The sequence below is a fragment of the Delftia deserti genome (assembly GCF_042653485.1).
GTDB lineage: Bacteria > Pseudomonadota > Gammaproteobacteria > Burkholderiales > Burkholderiaceae_C > Comamonas > Comamonas acidovorans.
In genome coordinates, this window is the sequence record NZ_JBHSIH010000001.1 from 3,129,912 (window position 1) to 3,149,899 (window position 19,988).

Here is a 19,988-nt window from a genome sequence, read left to right on the forward strand (position 1 = left end):
CACCGGAGGCCCCATGACATCCCCCCTCACCAGGAAGCACCTGGCCACCCTGGGCCTGCTGGCCGCGCTGTGCGCCTGCGCGCAGGCGGCACAGACGGCCCAGGCGACTTTTCCCGATCGGCCCGTGCGCGTGATCGTGCCCTTTCCCGCAGGCGGCAGCACCGACCTCGTCGCCCGTGCCCTTTCTGTGGAACTGGGCAAGGCCCTGGGACAGCCCGTGGTGGTGGAGAACAGGCCCGGCGCAGGCAGCCTCGTCGGCTCGGAACTCGTTGCGCGCGCCGCGCCCGACGGCTACACCCTGCTCATGGCGGGCCTGAGCAATGTCTTCCTGCCCCATGTGCACGCCAACCTCAAGTGGAATCCGCTGACCGACTACGAGTACATCGGGCTGGTGGCGGACCTGCCCAACGTCATCGCCGTCAACGCAAAGACGCCCTACCGCACGCTGGCCGAACTGGTGGCGGCCGACAAGGCCAGGCCCGGCACGCTGTCCTTCGGCTCGGCCGGCACGGCCACGCCCTCGCACCTGGTCTGCGAGATGGTAAACCACCGGCTCGGCACGAAGATGCAGCACCTGCCCTACAAGGGCAATGCCCCGGCCGTCAACGACCTCATGGCCGGCCACATCCCGGTGATGTGCAACAACCTGGGCGGCACCCTGCCCTACATGCAGGGCGGGCAGATACGCATCCTGGCGCAAACCGGCAAGAGCCGCTCGCCCGCCGCGCCCGACATTCCCACCTTTGCCGAGCTGGGCGTGGCCGGGCTGGACACCGGCCTGTGGGTGGGCCTGGCCGCACCCAGGGGCACGCCGCAGCAGACCGTGGCCACGCTCAACCAGGCGCTGGCCAAGGCCATGGCCTTGCCCGAGACACGCGACAAGCTGGCGCGCCTGGGTGCCACGCCGCTGCCCACGCAGGCGGCGGCCTTCCACCAGCGCGTGGCCGAAGACCGCCGCGCCTGGGAGCCCGTGCTGAAGAACGTGGACCTGAAAGGCAACTGATGCAGCGCCAAGGCTATCCGCTGGAGGGTGTGCGCATCCTCGACATGGCCACGGTGCTGGCCGCCCCCTTCTCGGCCACGCTGTGCGGCGACCTGGGCGCCGATGTCGTCAAGCTGGAGCTGCCTGGCGGCGGCGACACGCTGCGCAGCCTGGCCCCCGTGCACGACGGCCACGCCGTGTTCTGGAAAACCGCCAACCGGGGCAAGCAGGGCATCTCGCTGGACGTGCGCAAGGCCGAGGGCCGCACGCTGTTCCTGCGGCTGATCGAGGACTTCGACGTGCTGGTGGAGAACTTCCGCACCGGCACGCTGGACCGCTGGGGGCTGGACCTGGCCACCTTGCATGCCCGCAACCCGCGCCTCATCGTGCTGCGCCTGACGGGCTTCGGCCAGACCGGCCCCTATGCGCGCCGGCCGGGCTTTGCGCGCATCTTCGAGGCCATGAGCGGCTTCGCCCACCTCACGGGCGAGGCGGGCGGCCCGCCCCAGCACATGAACTACCCGCTGGGCGATGCCGTGGCCGGGCTGTTCGGCGCCTTCTCCATCGCGGCCGCACTGGCCGAGCGCAACGCGCAGCCGCCCGGCGAACGGCGCGGCGTGGAGATCGACCTGTCGGCCACCGAAGCCATGCTGCGCCTGCTGGATCCGCTGGCGGCCGAATTCCAGCTGGGCGGACAGGCACGCAGTCGCACGGGATCGTGCGCGGGCTATACGGCGCCCTCCAACGTCTACCGCACGCGCGACGGTGCCTGGCTCACCGTGGTCGCCACGGGCGATGCCATCTTCAAGCGCCTGTGCCAGGCCATGGACCGCGCCGACCTGGCCGCCGACCCGCGCTTTGCGGACAACGCCGCGCGCATCCGCCACCTGCAGGCACTGGATGCGCAGATCGTGCAATGGTGCGCAGCCCTGGACTGCGGCCAGGCCATGGCCGCCCTGGCCGCGCACGACATTCCGTTCAGCAAGGTCTGCTCGGCCGGGGACGCGCTGCAGGACCCGCATTTCGCGGAACGCGGCAGCTTCATCACCCTGCCCGACCCCGACCTGGGCCCCCTCGCCGCCCCCGCGCCCGTGCCCCGCTTCACGGGCCGCCAGGCCCCTTCGCCACGCAGCGGCCCGGCCACCGGCCAGGACAATGCACGCATCTATGCGGCGCTGGGGCTGGATGCGCAGCAGCAGGAGAGGCTGCGGCGCGAAGGCGTGATATGAAGGCGTGCAGTGCTGGCGTCAGATGACCAGCCGTGCGGCCAGCAGGTCAGCCTGCTCAGCGAACTTGCGGGGATGGGACGTGCGTAGCTGCGCCAGGTTCTGCACCTTCCATCGCACGCCGGGCAGGTGTTCGAGATGGGCGATGTCCAGCTCCGGCCAATCGGGGACTCCTGCGGCCAGCGACAGCAAAAAGCGCCGTTCACTGGCATCCAGCCCTTGCTGAAGCTCCCGCAGCAACCGCTCGCGTGCTGCGAGCAGAGATTGCAGCGGCACAGGCTCGGCCGTCATGCCCCGGAAGTTGTTCTCGAAATCGTGCCGGACATCACGCAAGGGAGGAAACAGCACTTCGTGCAAAGGTCGGTTGCTGCAGGCCAGATAGACCACGAAGGCGCGCCGGATGCCTGAGGTGATGCCGCCGTGCGCGAACAGCTGCATCACATCGAACAGATCACGCGGGTGCTGCCGATCCAGGGCGGCCACGAGCTTGCCGCCGTACAAGTCCTCTGCGGAGACCACGGGAATCTCCAGGTCAGCCATCAGCACATCGCGCGCAGTTGGCGTGAGCGAGGCCTGCCGCACCGGCAGCACCGTGCCCCGCATGACATAGTTCACTTCGATCTTGACCTGCACGGGACCACGGCGCACCAGCAGCTTGGTCTGGCCCGCTGCAGCCACCGGCGCATGGGTCTGAAAGCCCCGCTTCGTCAGACGTTCTGCCGCTTGCCGGATGGCCTGATTGATCCGCAGCAGCGCCTCATCACGTGACGGCCTGTGGTCGGGAAACACCAGATCCAGATCAACGGACAGACGCGGCATATCGCGCACGAACAGGTTGATCGCGGTTCCGCCCTTCAGCGCGAACGTGTCATCCACAAACACCAGCGGCGCGACCTGTGTCAACAGGCGCGCAGTGTCGAGATAGGTCTGGTTCATGGCTTGAGCACCAACAGGCCCTCGGCCGACCGGGACACCCAGGGCCTGTCGCTTCCCGTCGGCAGCGAGGCCGTCTCCAGCCTGGCGGCCCAGGGCAGCGCCCCCTCGCGCCCGAGTTGAAGGCACAGGCGCACGGTCTTGACGCTGGTGCAGCGCTGCAGAAGTTCACGCAGCACATCAGCGCGCAGGCTGTACGCGCTTTCCACCAGCTCCCTGGCTTCCTGCAGCGGCTGGCGCACGCCCACATCGCTCAGAAGCTCCAGCAGCGCACGCTCCGGCGCCGAGACCTGGGCGGCACCGCTGCGTTTCTCGAACGGCCCCACGTGCAGCAAATCGCCGGGTTGTTCATCGAACAGCCGTTTGCGATGGTATTCGGCAGGGAACCGCTCCGTGAACCATGGCGGCAACTGCCCGGCGGCCCAGCCATACAGCTGCAGCACCGGCTGCTGCGCCACATACTGGCGCATGCCGTACCAGTCCAGCGCCGACTTGCCCCCCACATGCAGGCCCTCCAGGCGGCGCTGCAGCACGCCCAGGCTCGGATGCAGGGCCAGGCTGTCGTTGGGCCGGCAGAAGACCCCCCGCATCAGGCGCTTCAGCCAGCCCGCGCGCACGTAATGGACAGCCAGGTCTGCGGAGATGCCCAGCCCTGCCAGATCCTGCGAGGTGATGGGCGTGCCCGCAGGCAGCTGCGTGTAGAGCGCGTTTAATTTGCTTGCCCCGGTCGTAGTCATGCTGCGATTCAAGCACTTATTCCAAACACGGACAAGTTTGGTATTTTTCTGATAATCGTAGTTTGGCTACGATTTTCAATACTTTTCAAAATTCCGTGGTGGCATGCATCGGTGCTGTTCCATGCCGATGGGTACGGCGCCAAAGCGGACGCCGCGCATGCTCAAGCCGCCCGCCGCGCCGCCGCAAACAGACCGCTGCGCAGCGCTTCCAGGTCGAGCACGCGCAGGCCGCCGTACTCCACGACGATGGCGTTTTCGCGCTGCAGCACGGACAGCGCCTCGTTGACGCGCTGGCGCGACAGGCCGACCAGGTAGGCCAGTTCCTGCTGGGTGATGCGCAGCACATCGCCCACGCCCGGGTACAGCAGCGGGTGAAAGAGCGCGGCCAGGCTGCGGGCCACGCGCAGGTCGGGGTTGGTGAGGCGGTCGATTTCGCGGGCCGAGATGAACTGGCCCAGGCGCTCGTTGAGCTGGCTCATGACGAAGCGGTTGAAACCGATGGAGTGGTCCAGCAGCCAGTGGAAGGTTTCTATGGGCAGGCCACCGACCACGCTGCGGCGTATGGCCTGCACGTTGTAGCGATAGGGCTCGCGCTTGACGGCCGTGCCCTCGCCGAACCAGCCGCCCGGGGGCAGGCCGGCCAGGGTCATGCTGGCGCCATCGGCGCCGTCGGTATTCATCTTGAGCAGGCCTTCGACCACGCCGAACCAGTAGGTGGGTGCGCGGCCGGTGCGGCAGACATAGTCGCCGGGCTGGGCGTCGCCGACGACCAGCGCCTTCTGGGCCCGTTCGCGCTCGGCGGGCTGGAGTACGGCGAGCCAGGGAATGCCTTCGAGTTCCTCGGGCCGGGGCGCGCGGCGGCGCTGGTGCAGTGACAGTTCTTGGCTCATGGAGTCGCGGCGAGGGTGCGCGGATCAATCATCAAAACCACCCAAGCATTGCCCGAGGCCGGGGGCTGGCGTGAGCGGGATTTCCAGAAGGACCGCCGCACGCGCACATTCGCGGATGCGCAAGCCCCCAAACGGGCCATGAGACCGTTTTGGCACCTTTTGTTACGGCGCGTTTTCCCGATGATGAGTTTCCCGCAGATTGTCGTCAAACAGACACCACGGCGTCAAAGCCAGTCCTAGGATGCAGTCCAAGCCGGTAGGTCAAAGCCTGGGCATCTGCACCATGCGGCCACCATTCACGAACATCCAAGGACATGGAATGACGACCACGTTCCCGCACCTGCTGCTCCAGCATGCCGCCCAGCGCCCCCAGGCGCCGGCGCTGCGCGAGAAGGAATACGGCATCTGGCAGACCTGGAGCTGGAGCGAGGCCGCCGAGACCGTGCGCCATATGGCCTGCGGCCTGGCGGCCCTGGGCCTGGCACGCGGCCAGAATCTGGCCTTCATCAGCGACAACCGGCCCCATGTCTACATGGGCTTCATTGCCGTGCAGGCGCGCGGCGGCGTTCCGATCCCGCTGTACCAGGATGCCGTGGCCGCCGAGATGCGCTTTGTCATCGAGGACGCCGAGATCGACTTCGCCTTTGCCGAGAACCAGGAGCAGGTGGACAAGCTGCTGGAGGTGCGCGAGAGCGTCTCCGGCCTCGGCCACATCATCTATGACGACCCGCGCGGCCTGCGCCACTACGACCAGCCGGGGCTGATCAGCACCGAGGCGCTGCTGCAAAAGGGCCGGGAATGGGATGCCGCACACCCGGGCGCCTGGGATGCGATGCTGGCCGCGCTGTCGCCCGACGATGTCTCGGTCATCCTCTATACCTCGGGCACGACGGGCAAGCCCAAGGGCGTGTGCCAGACGCACCGCAGCTTTGGCGAGTCGGCACGCGGCGGCGTGCAGGTGGACCGCCTGGGACCCGGCGACAACGTGATCTCCTACCTGCCCCCGGCCTGGGTGGGCGACCATCTGTTTTCCTTCGCGCAGTGGCTGGTGGCGGGGTTCACCATCAACTGCCCGGAGTCGGCCTCGACCGTGTCCATCGACCTGCGCGAGATCGGCCCCAGCTACTACTTCGCGCCACCGCGCATCTTCGAGGGCATGCTGACCTCGGTGTCCATCCGCATGGAGGACGCCGCGCCCTTCAAGCAATGGATGTACGGCCGCGCCATGGCCGTGGCGCGCCGCGTGGGCTCGGACATCCTGGACGGCAAGACGGTGGGCACGCTGGACCGCCTGAAGTACGCGCTGGGCGACCTGTGCATCTACGGGCCGCTGCGCAACGCCATGGGCCTGTCGCGCATCCGCGTGGCCTACACGGCGGGTGCGGCCATCGGGCCCGAGCTGTTCCGCTTCTTCCGCTCCATCGGCATCAACCTCAAGCAGCTCTACGGCCAGACCGAGACCTGCGCCTATGTGTGCATACAGCGCGACGGCCAGGTGGAATTGAGCAGCGTGGGCCAGGCCGCGCCGGGCATCGAGCTGAAGATCGCCGACAACGGCGAGGTGCTGCTCAAGGGCGTGTCCGTGCTCAAGGAGTACTACAAGCGCCCCGACGCCACGGCCGAGGTGGTGGATGCCGAGGGCTGGTTCCACACGGGCGATGCCGGCGTGATCGATGCCAGCGGGCAGCTGCGCATCATCGACCGCGCCAAGGACGTGGGCAAGACCAGCCGGGGCGCCATGTTCGCGCCCAACTACATCGAGAACAAGCTCAAGTTCTTCCCCCAGATCAAGGAGGCGGTGTGCTTCGGCCACGGCCGCGACCAGGTCTGCGCCTTCATCAACATCGACTACGAGGCCGTGGGCAACTGGGCCGAGCGCCAGGGCCTGCCCTATGGCGGCTACGTGGACCTGGCCTCCAAGGCCAAGGTGCTGGAGATGGTGGCCGACTGCGTGGCCCAGGTGAACGCCGACCTGGCCGCCGAGGCCGGCATGGCCGACACGCAGGTGGCGCGCTTCCTGGTGCTGCACAAGGAGCTGGACCCCGACGACGACGAGCTGACCCGCACGCGCAAGGTGCGCCGCGGCTTCATTGCCGACAAGTACGGCGTGCTGGTCGATGCGCTGTACACGGGCAAGCGCGAGCAGTTCATCGAGACCCAGGTCAAGTTCGAGGACGGCCGCACCGGCAGCGTCAGCGCCACGCTGTCCATCATCGATGCCAAAACCCATTCGGTGGCTGCCACCGCCAGGGCCTGACCGGAGCCGCTGACATGACCCACAAGAAGATCGGCGATGTCATCCTCGACATCAAGAACATCAGCCTGCGCTTTGGCGGGGTGAAGGCGCTGACGGACATTTCGTTCGATGTGCGCGAGCACGAGATCCGCTCCATCATCGGCCCCAACGGCGCGGGCAAGAGCTCCATGCTCAACTGCATCAACGGCGTGTACACGCCGTCCGAGGGCTCGATCACCTTCCGGGGCAAGACCTTCAGCCACATGAACAGCCGCCAGGTGGCCGAGATGGGCGTGGCGCGCACCTTCCAGAACCTGGCACTGTTCAAGGGCATGAGCGTGATCGACAACATCATGACCGGCCGCAACCTGCAGATCAAAAGCGGCATCCTGATGCAGGCCCTGCGCCTGGGCCCGGCCCAGCGCGAGGAGATCCGCCACCGCGAGTTCGTCGAGCACATCATCGACTTCCTGGAGATCCAGGCCTACCGCAAGACGCCCGTGGGCCAGCTGCCCTACGGCCTGCAAAAGCGCGTGGACCTGGGCCGCGCCCTGGCCATGGAGCCGCAGGTGCTGCTGCTGGACGAGCCCATGGCCGGCATGAACGTGGAGGAAAAGCAGGACATGTGCCGCTTCATCCTCGATGTCAACGACGAGTTCGGCTCCACCATCGTGCTGATCGAGCACGACATGGGCGTGGTCATGGACATCAGCGACCGCGTCGTGGTGCTGGACTACGGCAAGAAGATCGGCGACGGCGCGCCCGACGAGGTGCGCCAGAACGAAGATGTGATCCGCGCTTACCTTGGCACGAGCCACTGAGGGGACAGACATGGGATTTTTTCTGGAAACCTTGTTCGGCGGCCTCATGGTGGGCACGCTGTACGCACTGATCGCCATCGGCTTCGTGCTGATCTTCAAGGCCTCGGGCGTGTTCAACTTCGCCCAGGGCGCGATGGTGCTGTTCTCGGCCCTGGCCATGGCGCGCTTTTCCGAGTGGATCCCGAAGTGGATCGGCATGGAGCCTGGCTGGTTCACCAACCTGCTGGCCATCTGCGTGTCGCTGGCCATCATGGTGGTCGTGGCCTGGGTGATCGAGCGGCTGGCGCTGCGCCACCTGGTCAACCAGGAGCCCATCACGCTCTTGATGGCCACGCTGGGCATCGCCTACCTGCTGGACGGACTGGGCCCGATGATCTTCGGCAGCGCCGTCTACAGCATCAACGTGGGCATGCCCAAGGATCCCATGTTCATCCTCGACGGCCTGTTCGAGGGCGGCGTGCTGCTGAGCCAGGAAGACCTGTACGCAGCCTGCATCGCCGCGCTGCTGGTGGCCGCGCTCAGCGTGTTCTTCCAGAAGACCAAGACCGGCCGCGCGCTGCGCGCCGTGGCCGATGATCACCAGGCGGCCCAGTCCATCGGCATTCCGCTGTCGCGCATCTGGGTCATCGTCTGGTCGGTGGCCGGCGGCGTAGCCCTGGTGGTGGGCATCATCTGGGGCTCCAAGCTGGGCGTGCAGTACTCGCTGTCCCTGGTGGCCCTGAAGGCCCTGCCCGTGGTGATCCTGGGCGGCCTGACCTCGCTGCCCGGCGCCATCATCGGCGGCCTGATCATCGGCGTGGGCGAGAAGCTCTCCGAGGTCTACCTGGGCCCCATGGTCGGCGGCGGCATCGAGACCTGGTTCGCCTACGGCCTGGCCCTGTGCTTCCTGCTCGTGCGGCCCCAGGGGCTGTTCGGCGACAAGATCATCGACCGCGTCTGAGACCGTATACGGAGAACTTGCACCATGTTTTATCGTGAAAACGGTCAATTCAAGACGACCTACGCATCCGACCAGCAGATCTTCGGCGTCGCCCAGGACCGCTGGGCCATCGTGGCGCTGCTGGCCGTCGCCTTCCTGGTGATTCCCTTCAGCGTCAGCGACTACACCTTCCAGGCCGTGCTGATCCCCTTCCTGATCATGTCGCTGGCGGCGCTGGGGCTGAACATCCTGGTCGGCTACTGCGGCCAGATCTCGCTGGGCACCGGCGCCTTCATGGCCGTGGGCGCCTATGCGGCCTACAACCTGCAGGTGCGCTTCGAGGGCATGCCGCTGCTGGTGGCCCTGATCGGCGGCGGCGTGCTGGCCATGGTCTTCGGCGTGATCTTCGGCCTGCCCAGCCTGCGCATCCGCGGCCTGTACCTGGCCGTGGCCACGCTGGCGGCGCAATTCTTCGTGGACTGGCTGGCAAGCCGCGCGGCCTGGGTGACGAACAACTCTTCCTCGGGCTCGGTGAGCGCTGGCCCGCTGTCCATCATGGGCTGGCAGATCGACACGCCCATGGAAAAGTACCTGCTGTGCCTGGGCATCCTGTGCGTGCTGGGACTGGCCGCCAAGAACCTGGTGCGCAGCGCCATCGGCCGCGAGTGGATGGCCATGCGCGACATGGACGTGGCCGCCAGCGTGATCGGCATCCGCCCGACCTACGCCAAGCTCAGCGCCTTTGCCGTGAGCAGCTTCATCGTCGGCGTGGCCGGCGCGCTGTGGGGCTTCGTGCACCTGGGCGCCTGGGAGCCGGCGGCCTTCAGCCTGGACCGCTCGCTGCAGCTGCTGTTCATGATCATCATCGGCGGCCTGGGCTCGGTGGTGGGCAGCATCTTCGGCGCGGCCTTCTTCGTGCTGCTGCCGCTGCTGCTCACCCAGGTGCCGCACTGGATGGGCCTGCCGCTGTCCACGGCCACGGCGACCTACCTGGAGCACATGATCTTCGGTGCGCTGATCGTGTTCTTCCTGATCGTGGAGCCGCATGGACTGGCAAAACTGTGGGCGACCGCAAGACAAAAACTGCGTGTCTGGCCCTTCCCGCATTGAGTTGATCTGTATCGAGACAGGGCGCCACAGAGTGCCGGATAACCGGGGAATCTTCCCCAGCCAACTAGGAGACAACGTCATGATGTTCAAGAAAGTCGCCATCGCCGCCGCCACGGTCGCTGCTGGAATCGGCGCTCTCGTGGCCGCCCCCGCCGCACAGGCCCAGGACCAGTTCGTGCCGCTGCTGGTCTACCGCACGGGCCAGTTCGCGCCGCTGGGCATTCCATGGGCCGATGGCAAGCAGGACTACATCAAGCTGGTCAACGCCAAGGGCGGCATCAATGGCGTGAAGATCGCCTACGAGGAATGCGAGACGGCCTACGACACGGCCAAGGGCGTGGAATGCTATGAGCGCCTGAAGGGCAAGGGCGGCGGCGCGGCCGGGTTCGATCCGCAGTCCACCGGCATCACCTTCGCCGTGACGGACAAGGCGCCCGGCGACAAGATGCCCATCATCACCACGGGCTATGGCCTGTCGCAGTCGGCCGACGGCAAGGTGTTCGAGTGGAACTTCCCGCTGCTGGGCAACTACTGGACCGCGGCCGATTCCATCGTGCAGGACATCCTGAAGAAGGAAAAGGGCAGCCTCAAGGGCAAGAAGATCGCCCTGGTCTACCACGACTCTCCCTATGGCAAGGAACCCATTCCGCTGCTGCAGAAACGCGCCGCCAAGGAAGGCTTCGATCTGACGCTGCTGCCCGTGACGGCGCCCGGCGTGGAGCAGAAGTCCACCTGGCTGCAGATCCGCCAGCAGCGCCCCGACTACGTGCTGCTGTGGTCGGCCGGCGTGATGACGCCCACGGCCGTGCGCGAGGCGCAGGCCACCGGCTACCCGCGCGAGAAGATGTACGCCATCTGGTGGGCCGGCTCGGACCATGACGTCAAGGACATCGGCGCCGGCGCCAAGGGCTACAACACCGTGACCATCCACAACACGGCCGAGCACGACAAGGTGCACGACGAGGTCAAGTCCATGGTCTACGACAAGGGCCAGGGCACGGCCACCGACGCCAAGGAACTGGGCGCCATGGCCCACACGCGCGGCATGGTGATCTCCATGCTGCAGGTGGAGGCCATCCGCACGGCGCAGGAAAAATACGGCAAGGGCAAGGTCATGACCTCCGAGCAGGTGCGCTGGGGCCTGGAGAACCTGAACCTCACGCAGGAGCGCCTCAACGAGCTGGGCTTCGGCAAGATCATCCGCCCCGTCAAGACCAGCTGCGACAACCACCTGGGCACCGACTGGTCGCGCATCGCGCAGTGGGACGGCGCCAAGTGGAAGGTGGTCTCCGACTGGTACCAGGCCGACAAATCCATGGTCGAGCCGCTGGTCAAGGAGTACGCGGACAAGTACGCCAAGGAAAAGAACGTAAAAGCTAGAACTTGCACCCCCTGAGGCGCTTGCGCGCCTTCCCCCTCTCTACCCGCTTCGCGGGGGAGGGGGACGACACCCTCGGTGCGGGGCGGCCCTTCCTCGGTGTCCCTGAGTTGGGGCATTCCCCGCGCAGAGATGCTTCGAGAGTTGCGGCCACCGCACTCCGCTTTCGTATCAACGCCCATGGACGACGCCATGACCACCGCATCCACCTCCGCCCCGGCCGCCAGCGATCCGCTGCTCGTGGTCAATGGCATCGAAGTCATCTACAACCATGTGATCCTGGTGCTCAAGGGCGTTTCGCTCCAGGTGCCGCGCGAGAGCATCGTGGCCATCCTGGGCGGCAACGGCGCGGGCAAGACCACGACGCTGCGCGCCATCTCCAACCTGCTCAAGGGCGAGCGTGGCGAGGTGACCAAGGGCACGATCGAGCTGGAGGGCGAGCGCATCGAAAGCCTCACGCCCTCCGAGCTGGTGCAGCGCGGCGTGGTCCAGGTCATGGAGGGGCGGCACTGCTTCGCCCACCTGACCATCGAGGAAAACCTCATGACCGGCAGCTACACGCGCACCGACAAGGGCGAGATCGCGGCCAACCTCGAGAAGGTCTACAACTACTTTCCGCGCCTGAAGACGCGCCGCACCTCGCAGGCCGCCTACACCTCGGGCGGCGAGCAGCAGATGTGCGCCATCGGCCGCGCGCTGATGGCCAATCCGCGCATGGTGCTCCTGGACGAACCCTCGATGGGCCTGGCGCCGCAGATCGTCGAGGAGGTGTTCAACATCGTCCGCGACCTCAACAGCAAGGAAAAGGTCACCTTCCTGCTGGCCGAGCAGAACACCAACATGGCGCTCAAATACTCGGACTACGGCTACATCATGGAAAGCGGCCGCATCGTCATGGACGGCGCGGCCTCGGACCTGGCCAGCAACGAGGACGTCAAGGAGTTCTACCTGGGCGTGGGCGGCGGCGAGCGCAAGAGTTTCAAGGACGTGAAAAGCTACAAGCGCAGAAAACGCTGGCTTGCATGAATACCCCCTGAGTCGCTTCGCGCCTTCCCCCTGAAAGGGGGACGACACCCTCGGTGCGGGGCGGCCCTTCCTCGGTGTCCCTGGGGTTGGGCCGCGCCGGTTTCGCGGGCAAGGGGCGGCACAAGGATTGTTGGAATCTTTCTTTCACCGCTGGCCGAACTCCATCTGCCCTTTTCCATCTACAGGACTAGCCATGAGTGCCTTCTACGACGCGCTGGAGACGCGCACCCCCGACGAACGCGAAGCGGCGCTGCTGGCCGCCCTGCCCGGGCAGATCGCCCATGCGCAGCGACACTCTGCCGCCTTCGCCCGGATCCTGGCCGGCGTCGATGCCGCGCAGATCAACAGCCGCGAGGCCCTGGCCCGGCTGCCGGTGACGCGCAAGTACGAACTGCTGCAGCGCCAGGCCGAGCAGCGGCCCGCGCAGATCTTCGGCGGCTTCAACGCCATCGGCCTGGGCCAGCCCATGCCGCGCCTGTTCTGCAGCCCCGGCCCCATCTACGAACCCGAAAGCCGCCGTCCCGACTACTGGCGCATGGCGCGCGCGCTGCATGCCTCGGGCTTTAGGCCCGGCGAGCTGGTGCACAACTGCTTCAGCTACCACTTCGTGCCCGCGGGCTCGATGATGGAAAGCGGCGCCCATGCGCTGGGCTGCACGGTGTTCGCAGGCGGCACGGGGCAGACCGAGCAGCAGGTGCAGGCCATGGCCGACCTGCGGCCCGCCGGCTACGTGGGCACGCCCAGCTTCCTCAAGATCATTGTGGAAAAGTCCCTGGAGATGGGCCTGCCCATCCCCTCCGTGACCAAGGCCATGGTCTCGGGCGAGGCCTTCCCGCCCTCGCTGCGCGACTGGCTGGCCGAGCGCGGCATTGCCGGCTACCAGTGCTACGCCACGGCCGACCTGGGCCTGATCGCCTACGAGACCGAGGCCCGCGAAGGCCTGGTGCTGGACGAGCAGGTCATCGTCGAGATCGTGCGCCCCGGCACGGGCGACCCGGTGGCCCCCGGCGAGGTGGGCGAGCTGGTGATCACCACGTTCAACCCCGACTACCCGCTGATCCGGTTCGGCACGGGCGACCTCTCTGCCGTACTGCCCGGCCAGTGCCCCACGGGCCGCACCAATGCGCGCATCAAGGGCTGGATGGGACGCGCCGACCAGACCACCAAGGTGCGCGGCATGTTCGTGCACCCGGGCCAGATTGCCGACGTCGTGCGCCGCTTCCCCCAGGTGGAGCGCGCGCGGCTGGTGGTCACGGGCGAGATGGCCAATGACCAGATGCAACTGCTGGTCGAAACCCGCGAAACCTCGCCGGGCCTGGCCCAGCAACTGTCCGATGCCGTGCGCGAAGTCACCAAGCTGCGCGGCGATGTGCAGATGGTGCTGCCGGGCACCCTGCCCAATGATGGCAAGGTGATCGAGGATGCGAGGTCGTACAAGTAGCCACCGAGTCGCGGGGGACGGCGGCCTCGCCGCCGCGCAGCCTGCTGCAAGCCCTTAAAACATGACGCCTGTCAAGGCCCCAAGGGTTTGCACTAGATCAATGGCAAGGGAATCTGCTGCGGCGCAATAGAAACAATTCTTAAAATCCGTCTCCTCGTGCATTCGGTTTCTTTTGCGCGTTTGCCCTCGAAGGCAAATGCGCAACGCCCCCTATCATTTGCACGCTATTTACTTGGAGACACTATGAAAGCATTGTTCAAGATCGCAGCCATTGCGCTGGCAGCCGGTGCAGCCATTGGCGCCCACGCGCAGGACTATCCTGCCGCAGGCAAGACGATCACCCTCATCGTGCCGTTCACCGCAGGCGGCCCGACCGACAAGGTGGCCCGCGATCTGGCCGAGTCCATGCGCAAGCATCTGAACAATGCCACCATCGTGGTGGACAACGCCGACGGCGCCGGCAGCACCATCGGCACGGCCAAGGCCGCGCGTGCCCGTCCTGACGGCTACACGCTGCTGATCAACCACATCGGCATGTCCACGATCCCGTCGCTGTACCGCAAGCTGTCGTTCAACGTGCTCAACGACTTCGAGTACGCCGGCATCATCAACGACGTGCCCATGACCCTGATCGGCCGCCCCAGCCTGCCGGCCAAGAACTTCGCCGAAGTCAAGGACTGGATCGGCAAGAACCAGGGCAAGGTCAACCTGGCCAATGCCGGCATCGGCTCCGCCTCCCACCTGTGCGGCCTGATGCTGCAGGCAGCCATGAAGACCGAGATGACGCCCGTGCCCTACAAGGGCGCCGCGCCGGCCATCGCCGACCTGATCGGCAACCAGGTCGACCTGCTGTGCGACCAGACCACCAACACCACGGGCCAGATCACGGCCAAGAAGGTGCAGGCCTATGCCGTGACCACGCCCAAGCGCCTGGTCATGCCTGCGCTGAAGGACCTGCCGACGCTGGCCGAAGTGGGCGTGCCCGACTTCCAGGTCACCATCTGGCACGGCCTGTACGCACCCAAGGGCACGCCGGCGGAGATCGTCAAGAAGGTCAACGAAGCCATGAAGGCCTCGCTCAAGGACCCCGAGTTCATCAAGCGCCAGGAAGCCCTGGGCGCCGTGATCGCCAGCGACGGCCGCATCGAGCCCGAAGGCCACAAGAAGTTCGTCCAGGCCGAGATCGAGAAGTGGGGCAAGGTCATCAAGGCAGCCGGCACCTACGCCGACTGATCCCGAGGACCACCACCGCGACGGATCGCCCGGTTGCAACCACGATCAAGCCCGGCTTCGGCCGGGCTTTTTCGTTGGCGGGAGCCGCGCGACGGCAGCGATGCAGGCTCAGGGCGCCGGCCCGCGCAGCGCCATCACGGCCTGCCAGCTGCCGCCGCGCTGGCTTGCGTTGTAGAGGTTGCTCTGCGTTTTGCCGGGACCTTCGTAGTAGCTGCCGCGCATCAGGCATTGCGATCCCGAGGCCGTGCAGTGCACAAGCTCGACGCCGAACATCAGCGCCGGCTGGCCGCTGGCCCGGTCCAGCACCTGCTCTCCGCCCTTGCCCACGTCGCAGCCCGACGCCGGCCGCACCAGGGACTGGCCGGTGAACAGGGCCAGCGTGCCCGCATCGGGGTCCAGCAGCGCCCAGCCCCGGCCATTGCCTATGCAGTAGGCGGCCGCCTTGGGGCCGAGGCTGGAGGCGTTGTCGATAAACAGCAGCGAATACACGGCAGCCGCCGCTCCCTGGGGCGCCTGCGGGCCGGCGGGCGCCTTGGGCCGGTCGGCGCAGGCGGCCAGCGCCAGCATGGCTGCCAGCGCGCCCAGCCAGGGCAGGAGTCGGGAATGGCGGAGGCGGAGGCGGTGCATGGAAGTCCTTTCTTGTGTCGCAATCTGTGCAGGCGTGTTTAGCACGGCGCGGCCTGTGGCCAGGCGGCGGCCGTGCCGTCCAGTTCGGTGCGATGCGCTTCAAACAGTTCTATGAGGTGGTCGGCCACGGCACGCACGCGCCGCGAATGGGCCAGGTCGGCATGCATGGCGAGCCAGATGGGCTGGTCCGCGCCCAGTTGCTGCGCCACGCAGACCAGCCCCGCCTGCCGCGCCAGGAAATGCGGCAGCACGGCCAGGCCCAGGCCCGCCTGGGCCGCGGCCAGCTGCGCGGACAGGGTATTGGTCTCCAGCCGGCAGGGCCGCCCGTGCAGGGCGCGTGCCATCCAGCGTGCGGCTGGCAGGTGGGCATGGCTGTCGTCCCAGCCGATGAAGGCATCGCCCTCGAACGGGTCCGAGCCGTGGGTGCCCGCGCTTCCGCTTCCGTTTCCGCCTGCGCGGCCTTGCACATGGCCGGCCGATCCGTACAGGCCGAAGCCCAGCGTCCCCAGGCGCCGTATCGTGAGGTGGCCGGCCTCGGGCTGGGTCATGCGCACGGCCAGGTCGGCGTCGCGCCGGTGCAGGTTCAGCGTCTGCACGCCGCTGACCAGCTGCACGCGCAGACCCGGGTGGCGGGCAAACAGATGGACCAGCGAGGGTGCGATCAGCGGGTTGGCCAGGTTCTCTGCCGTGGCCAGCCGCACCACGCCCGCGACCTGTGCCTGGGTTTGCGCGGCATCGCCCAGGGCCTGGGCCGCCTGCTCCAGCGCCTCGGCCGGGGCCAGCAGCGCCTGCCCATCGGCCGTGAGGCGGTAGCCGCTGTGGTGGCGGCTGAACAGGGGCATGGCCAGCGCGGATTCCAGCCGGTCCAGCCGGCGCGAGACCGTGGCCACGCCCAGCCCCAGCGCGGCCGAGGCGCCGCTCAGGCTGCCGGCGCGGGCAATGGCCAGGAAGATGCGGGCGTCGTCCCACTGCAATGAAGTGCTCCTTTGTTCCTTGGGAATGCTTTTTCGGAAATGCTTTCCGAAAACGGAAGATCAAAGCGCGATTTTCTCAGTAGGCAAGGCCGCTTCGGAAAACCATACTGGCCCCTTGTTTCAGCAAGAGGATATGCAATGCAACAACGCACACTTGGCCACGATCTGCAGGTATCCGCCCTGGGGCTGGGCTGCATGGGCATGAGCGAGTTCTATGGCCCGCGCGACGATGCCCTGGCGCTGCAGGCGCTGGACCATGCCCTGGAGTCCGGCATCGATTTCCTGGACACGGCCGATGTCTACGGGCCGCACCACAACGAGGAGCTGATCGGCCGCTTCCTGGCCGCGCGCCGCCCGCGCGTGAAGATTGCCACCAAGTTCGGCATCGTGCGCAAGGCCGGGGAGTACCGGCGCAGCATCGACAACAGCGCGCAGTACGCGCGGCAAAGCTGCGAGGACTCGCTGCGGCGCCTGGGCGTGGAGCGCATCGACCTGTACTACGTGCACCGCGTCGATGCCACGCGTCCCATCGAAGAGACCATGCAAGGCCTGGCACAGCTGGTGCAGGAAGGCAAGATCGCCCGCATCGGCCTGTGCGAGGTCAGCGCAGCCACGCTGCGGCGCGCCCATGCCGTGCACCCGGTGGCGGCGGTGCAGACCGAGTATTCGCTGTGGACGCGCGAGGTGGAGGAGGAGGTGCTGCCCGCCTGCCGCGAGCTGGGCGTGGGGCTGGTGGCCTATTCGCCGCTGGGGCGCGGCTTTCTCACGGGACGCTTTCATGGCGGCACGGCCTTCGAGCAGGGCGATTTCCGCGCCAGCCTGCCGCGCTTTCAGCCGGGCAACATCGACACCAACCAGGCCCTGGTGGGCGCCGTATCGGCCCTGGCGCAGCGCAAGGGCAGCACGCCCGCGCAGATCGCCCTGGCCTGGCTGCTGGCCCAGGGGCCGGACGTGGTGCCCATCCCGGGCACCCGGCGCATCGCCCATCTGCAGGACAACCTGGGCGCGCTGTCCGTGGCACTGACTCCCGCCGAGCTGGACGAGCTGCGGCGCGCCAGCGACGAACTGCCCGTGGCCGGGCAGCGCTATACGGAGGAAGGCATGAAGGGCATCAACGCCTGACGGGACAGCGGGAGGCGCCGCTACCAGGTGACGTCGCTGTTCTCGGCGGCGCTGCGGCGCAGCATGTCGATCATGGGTGCAGCGCGCTGGCGCAGGCTGACGGCGTCGCGCGCGCCCGCTGCGGCGCTGTCCTGCTCGCCGTCCTGGGCCTGTTCTTCATGGCTGGCCTTGCGGCGGGCGTCGTCGTCGGCGACGGCGGCCTCCAGCGCCTCGATGGCGGCGGGAATCTGCTGCACCGTGATGATGCCGCTGGCGCCGGGCGTCTTGCCGACGATCTCCAGGACCTGGCGGCCGTTGGATTCGAGCATGATGACGTCGGCCGTGGCACGGGACTTGAACTTGTAGAGCATGGGCAATCCTTGTTAGCGGTACATGTACTCGCGGTTGAAAGCATAGCCCGATTGCGCGCCCACCAGGGGCCCGCTCTGCCGCAGCCCGTCAGGATGCGTGCACAGCATCTGGTGCAGGGCGATCCAGCCGCGCTCGAAGCCCATGGCGCAACCGGCCAGGTAGAGCCGGTAGGCGCGCAGCACCTTGGCGGCATTGTCGGCTTCGGCATGCTGCGCCAGGATGCGCTGGGCCTCGGGCAGGCGCGCCTCCAGCGCGTCGGACCAGTTCCACAGCGTGCGCGCATAGTGGGGACGCAGGTTCTCCGTGTCCACCATCTCCAGCCCGCTGCGCGCCATGTCGTGCAGCACGCGGCTGACATGCAGCAGCTCGCCGCCCGGGAAGATGTAGCGGTCGATGAACTCGCCCATGCCCGCGCCCAGTTCGGTGTTGTCCACGCCACCGGCCGTGATGCCGTGGATCAGCGCCATGCCGCCCGGGCGCAGCAGACCGTGCACGGTCTGGAAGTACTCAGGCAACTGGGCCTGGCCCACATGCTCGAACATGCCCACCGAGCCGATCTTGTCGAAGGGCTGGCCGGGCGCCAGCGCGCGGTAGTCCAGCAATTGCATGTCCACCTTGCCCTGCAGGCCGCGCTCGGCGATCAGCTGCTGCACATGGCGGTGCTGGTTGCGCGAGAGCGTGATGCCCGTGGCCGTGACGCCATAGTGCTCGGCCGCCCACAGCAGCAGCGCGCCCCAGCCCGCGCCGATGTCCAGGAAGCGCTCGCCGGGCCGCAGGTCCAGCTTGCGGCAGATGTGGTCCAGCTTGGCCTCCTGGGCCTGTGCCAGCGTCATCTGCGGATCGCGGAAATAGGCGCAGGAATAGACACGGCGCGGGTCCAGCCACAGGCCGTAGAAGTCGTCGGAGATGTCGTAGTGGAACTGGATCTGCTGGGCATCGCGCGCCAGCGTGTGCGCGGCCATGGAACGCATGCGGGCCATGGCATGCACCCACCAGTGCGAAGTGCCGCGCACCGGATCGGACTGCAGCAGGCTGGCGGCCACCGTCATCACGTCGCGCATGCGGCCGTCGATGCGAACCAGCCCCTCCACAATGGCACTGCCCAGCGTGCCTATCTGCCCGGCCGCCAGGCTGGCCATGGCCGCCATGCTCTGGAAATGCAGCACCACCTGCGCGTCCGCAGGACCAGCACGCTGGCCCGAGGGCAGGACCACGGCCACGGGAACAGGGAGAGACGCCAGCCGCGCCTCGATGGAGCTCAGCACTTGTGTCATGGCGTTCATTTTTGACAGCAAGGCGCACTGCGTCAACCGCAGCCCGGGCTGTGCATGGCGGGGCATCGCGCCCCGCCGGTGGCGCAGTGCTCAGGCGATCAGCTGCCTGTAGTCTCGCCGGGTCTGATCCGTCACCGAAGCGAGCACTTGCTCGAATGGCGTCTTGTGCCGTGCCACCAGGCGCAGGGAAGCCACGGCGCGCGATTTGCAAAACCAATGGCAGGTGTACTGCATGAGCAACAGCTCGGCCGTCATCGTGAAGGCGCGCGCACGGCGTTCGTCCTCGTTGCGGCTGTCGGCCACGCGCACGGAGGCAATGCCGCGTGCATGCAGCTGCATGGCGTCGCGCAGATCGAAGGACGACGAGGGAAAGAGCCGGTCCAGATAGGGCAGCGCCACAGGCAGCGTGCTCACGCGCGTGAGCTGCGGGTCGGCCGTGGCCATCTCCTTGGCAAAGCGCTGGAACTGCTCGGCCAGGCTGGCCTCGGTGTTGTCCAGCACGGTCCAGATCTGGGCACGGCGCTGCTCGTCGTGCTCACCCAGGGCGCGCAGATAGCCTTCGATCAGGCCGCCCATCAGCTTCTCGATCTGGAATCGTCCCAGATACTGGGCCAGCAGCAGGGTATGCCGGCGCTGTTGCTGCGTCTTGAGCAGGTAGATTGCGATGAAGACAATGATCGCCAGCGTGAAGAAGTCCATGAAAGCAGC

General features: G+C 67.2%; 19 protein-coding genes. 11 read left to right on the top strand and 8 right to left on the bottom strand.

The genetic code is table 11. The features are described 5' to 3' along the window. The first annotated feature begins 13 nt into the window (after positions 1-13). Positions 14-1,003, top strand: coding sequence for a Bug family tripartite tricarboxylate transporter substrate binding protein (locus ACFPFG_RS15205; protein ID WP_380107255.1), 990 nt, complete (start codon positions 14-16; stop codon positions 1,001-1,003). Next, complete coding sequence (locus ACFPFG_RS15210) at positions 1,003-2,211, top strand: CaiB/BaiF CoA transferase family protein (protein ID WP_380107257.1); 1,209 nt, start codon at positions 1,003-1,005, stop codon at positions 2,209-2,211. The genes ACFPFG_RS15205 and ACFPFG_RS15210 overlap by 1 nt, the downstream gene beginning before the upstream one ends. Before the next feature lie 18 nt (positions 2,212-2,229). On the opposite strand, the gene ACFPFG_RS15215 is transcribed toward ACFPFG_RS15210, so the two are convergent. The 3 genes from ACFPFG_RS15215 to ACFPFG_RS15225 all read right to left on the bottom strand — a co-directional run bounded on the left by ACFPFG_RS15215 (position 2,230) and on the right by ACFPFG_RS15225 (position 4,768). Next, entirely contained in the window at positions 2,230-3,144 is a 915-nt protein-coding gene (locus ACFPFG_RS15215) for a nucleotidyl transferase AbiEii/AbiGii toxin family protein (protein ID WP_197953587.1), read from the bottom strand. Further along, the gene (locus tag ACFPFG_RS15220; RefSeq protein ID WP_183017586.1) at positions 3,141-3,878 is read right to left on the bottom strand and encodes a type IV toxin-antitoxin system AbiEi family antitoxin; all 738 of its coding nucleotides are present in this window, start codon (positions 3,876-3,878) and stop codon (positions 3,141-3,143) included. Before ACFPFG_RS15220 ends, ACFPFG_RS15215 begins: the two co-directional genes overlap by 4 nt. A gap of 161 nt (positions 3,879-4,039) precedes the next feature. Beyond that, positions 4,040-4,768 carry a Crp/Fnr family transcriptional regulator gene (locus ACFPFG_RS15225; RefSeq protein WP_183017585.1) on the bottom strand — a complete coding sequence of 243 codons (729 nt, stop codon included), beginning with the start codon at positions 4,766-4,768 and terminating at the stop codon, positions 4,040-4,042. A 319-nt stretch (positions 4,769-5,087) separates the two neighbouring features. On the opposite strand from ACFPFG_RS15225, the gene ACFPFG_RS15230 reads away from it, so the two are divergent. The 8 genes from ACFPFG_RS15230 to ACFPFG_RS15265 all read left to right on the top strand — a co-directional run bounded on the left by ACFPFG_RS15230 (position 5,088) and on the right by ACFPFG_RS15265 (position 14,932). Next, positions 5,088-7,025, top strand: a complete 1,938-nt coding sequence (locus ACFPFG_RS15230; RefSeq protein ID WP_183017584.1) for an AMP-dependent synthetase/ligase — start codon at positions 5,088-5,090, stop codon at positions 7,023-7,025. 14 nt (positions 7,026-7,039) lie between these two features. Beyond that, the gene (locus ACFPFG_RS15235; protein WP_183017583.1) at positions 7,040-7,825 is read left to right on the top strand and encodes an ABC transporter ATP-binding protein; all 786 of its coding nucleotides are present in this window, start codon (positions 7,040-7,042) and stop codon (positions 7,823-7,825) included. 10 nt (positions 7,826-7,835) lie between these two features. After that, complete coding sequence (locus ACFPFG_RS15240; RefSeq protein WP_016446594.1) at positions 7,836-8,765, top strand: branched-chain amino acid ABC transporter permease; 930 nt, start codon at positions 7,836-7,838, stop codon at positions 8,763-8,765. Positions 8,766-8,789: 24 nt separating this feature from the next. Next, a complete protein-coding gene (locus ACFPFG_RS15245) occupies positions 8,790-9,854 on the top strand; it encodes a branched-chain amino acid ABC transporter permease (protein WP_183017581.1) in 1,065 nt (354 codons plus the stop codon). Between the two features lie 79 nt (positions 9,855-9,933). After that, positions 9,934-11,250: an ABC transporter substrate-binding protein gene (locus ACFPFG_RS15250; RefSeq protein WP_197953591.1), complete on the top strand. Its 1,317-nt coding sequence runs from the start codon at positions 9,934-9,936 to the stop codon at positions 11,248-11,250. A 174-nt stretch (positions 11,251-11,424) separates the two neighbouring features. Next, on the top strand, positions 11,425-12,258 hold the full coding sequence (locus ACFPFG_RS15255) for an ABC transporter ATP-binding protein (protein ID WP_183017579.1): 834 nt from the start codon (positions 11,425-11,427) through the stop codon (positions 12,256-12,258). A gap of 193 nt (positions 12,259-12,451) precedes the next feature. Beyond that, positions 12,452-13,699 (top strand): phenylacetate--CoA ligase family protein, encoded by a 1,248-nt coding sequence (locus tag ACFPFG_RS15260; protein ID WP_183017578.1) that lies wholly within the window; start codon positions 12,452-12,454, stop codon positions 13,697-13,699. A 243-nt stretch (positions 13,700-13,942) separates the two neighbouring features. Further along, positions 13,943-14,932 carry a tripartite tricarboxylate transporter substrate-binding protein gene (locus ACFPFG_RS15265; protein WP_183017577.1) on the top strand — a complete coding sequence of 330 codons (990 nt, stop codon included), beginning with the start codon at positions 13,943-13,945 and terminating at the stop codon, positions 14,930-14,932. A 108-nt stretch (positions 14,933-15,040) separates the two neighbouring features. Here ACFPFG_RS15265 and ACFPFG_RS15270 read toward each other — a convergent pair whose 3' ends face one another. Next, positions 15,041-15,559, bottom strand: a complete 519-nt coding sequence (locus ACFPFG_RS15270) for a hypothetical protein (protein ID WP_374622235.1) — start codon at positions 15,557-15,559, stop codon at positions 15,041-15,043. A gap of 38 nt (positions 15,560-15,597) precedes the next feature. Further along, on the bottom strand, positions 15,598-16,533 hold the full coding sequence (locus ACFPFG_RS15275; RefSeq protein ID WP_380107263.1) for a LysR family transcriptional regulator: 936 nt from the start codon (positions 16,531-16,533) through the stop codon (positions 15,598-15,600). A gap of 138 nt (positions 16,534-16,671) precedes the next feature. Here ACFPFG_RS15275 and ACFPFG_RS15280 point away from each other — a divergent pair, with 138 nt between their 5' ends. After that, positions 16,672-17,655: an aldo/keto reductase gene (locus tag ACFPFG_RS15280; protein ID WP_197953595.1), complete on the top strand. Its 984-nt coding sequence runs from the start codon at positions 16,672-16,674 to the stop codon at positions 17,653-17,655. Positions 17,656-17,675: 20 nt separating this feature from the next. On the opposite strand, the gene ACFPFG_RS15285 is transcribed toward ACFPFG_RS15280, so the two are convergent. Genes ACFPFG_RS15285 through ACFPFG_RS15295 form a run of 3 tightly spaced genes read right to left on the bottom strand, consistent with a single transcriptional unit; the run spans position 17,676 to position 19,979 of the window. Then, positions 17,676-18,005, bottom strand: coding sequence for a DUF1840 domain-containing protein (locus ACFPFG_RS15285; RefSeq protein WP_183017573.1), 330 nt, complete (start codon positions 18,003-18,005; stop codon positions 17,676-17,678). A 12-nt stretch (positions 18,006-18,017) separates the two neighbouring features. After that, positions 18,018-19,346 carry a class I SAM-dependent methyltransferase gene (locus ACFPFG_RS15290; RefSeq protein ID WP_197953612.1) on the bottom strand — a complete coding sequence of 443 codons (1,329 nt, stop codon included), beginning with the start codon at positions 19,344-19,346 and terminating at the stop codon, positions 18,018-18,020. 24 nt (positions 19,347-19,370) lie between these two features. Next, positions 19,371-19,979, bottom strand: coding sequence for a hypothetical protein (locus ACFPFG_RS15295; RefSeq protein ID WP_183017571.1), 609 nt, complete (start codon positions 19,977-19,979; stop codon positions 19,371-19,373). Positions 19,980-19,988: the final 9 nt, after the last annotated feature.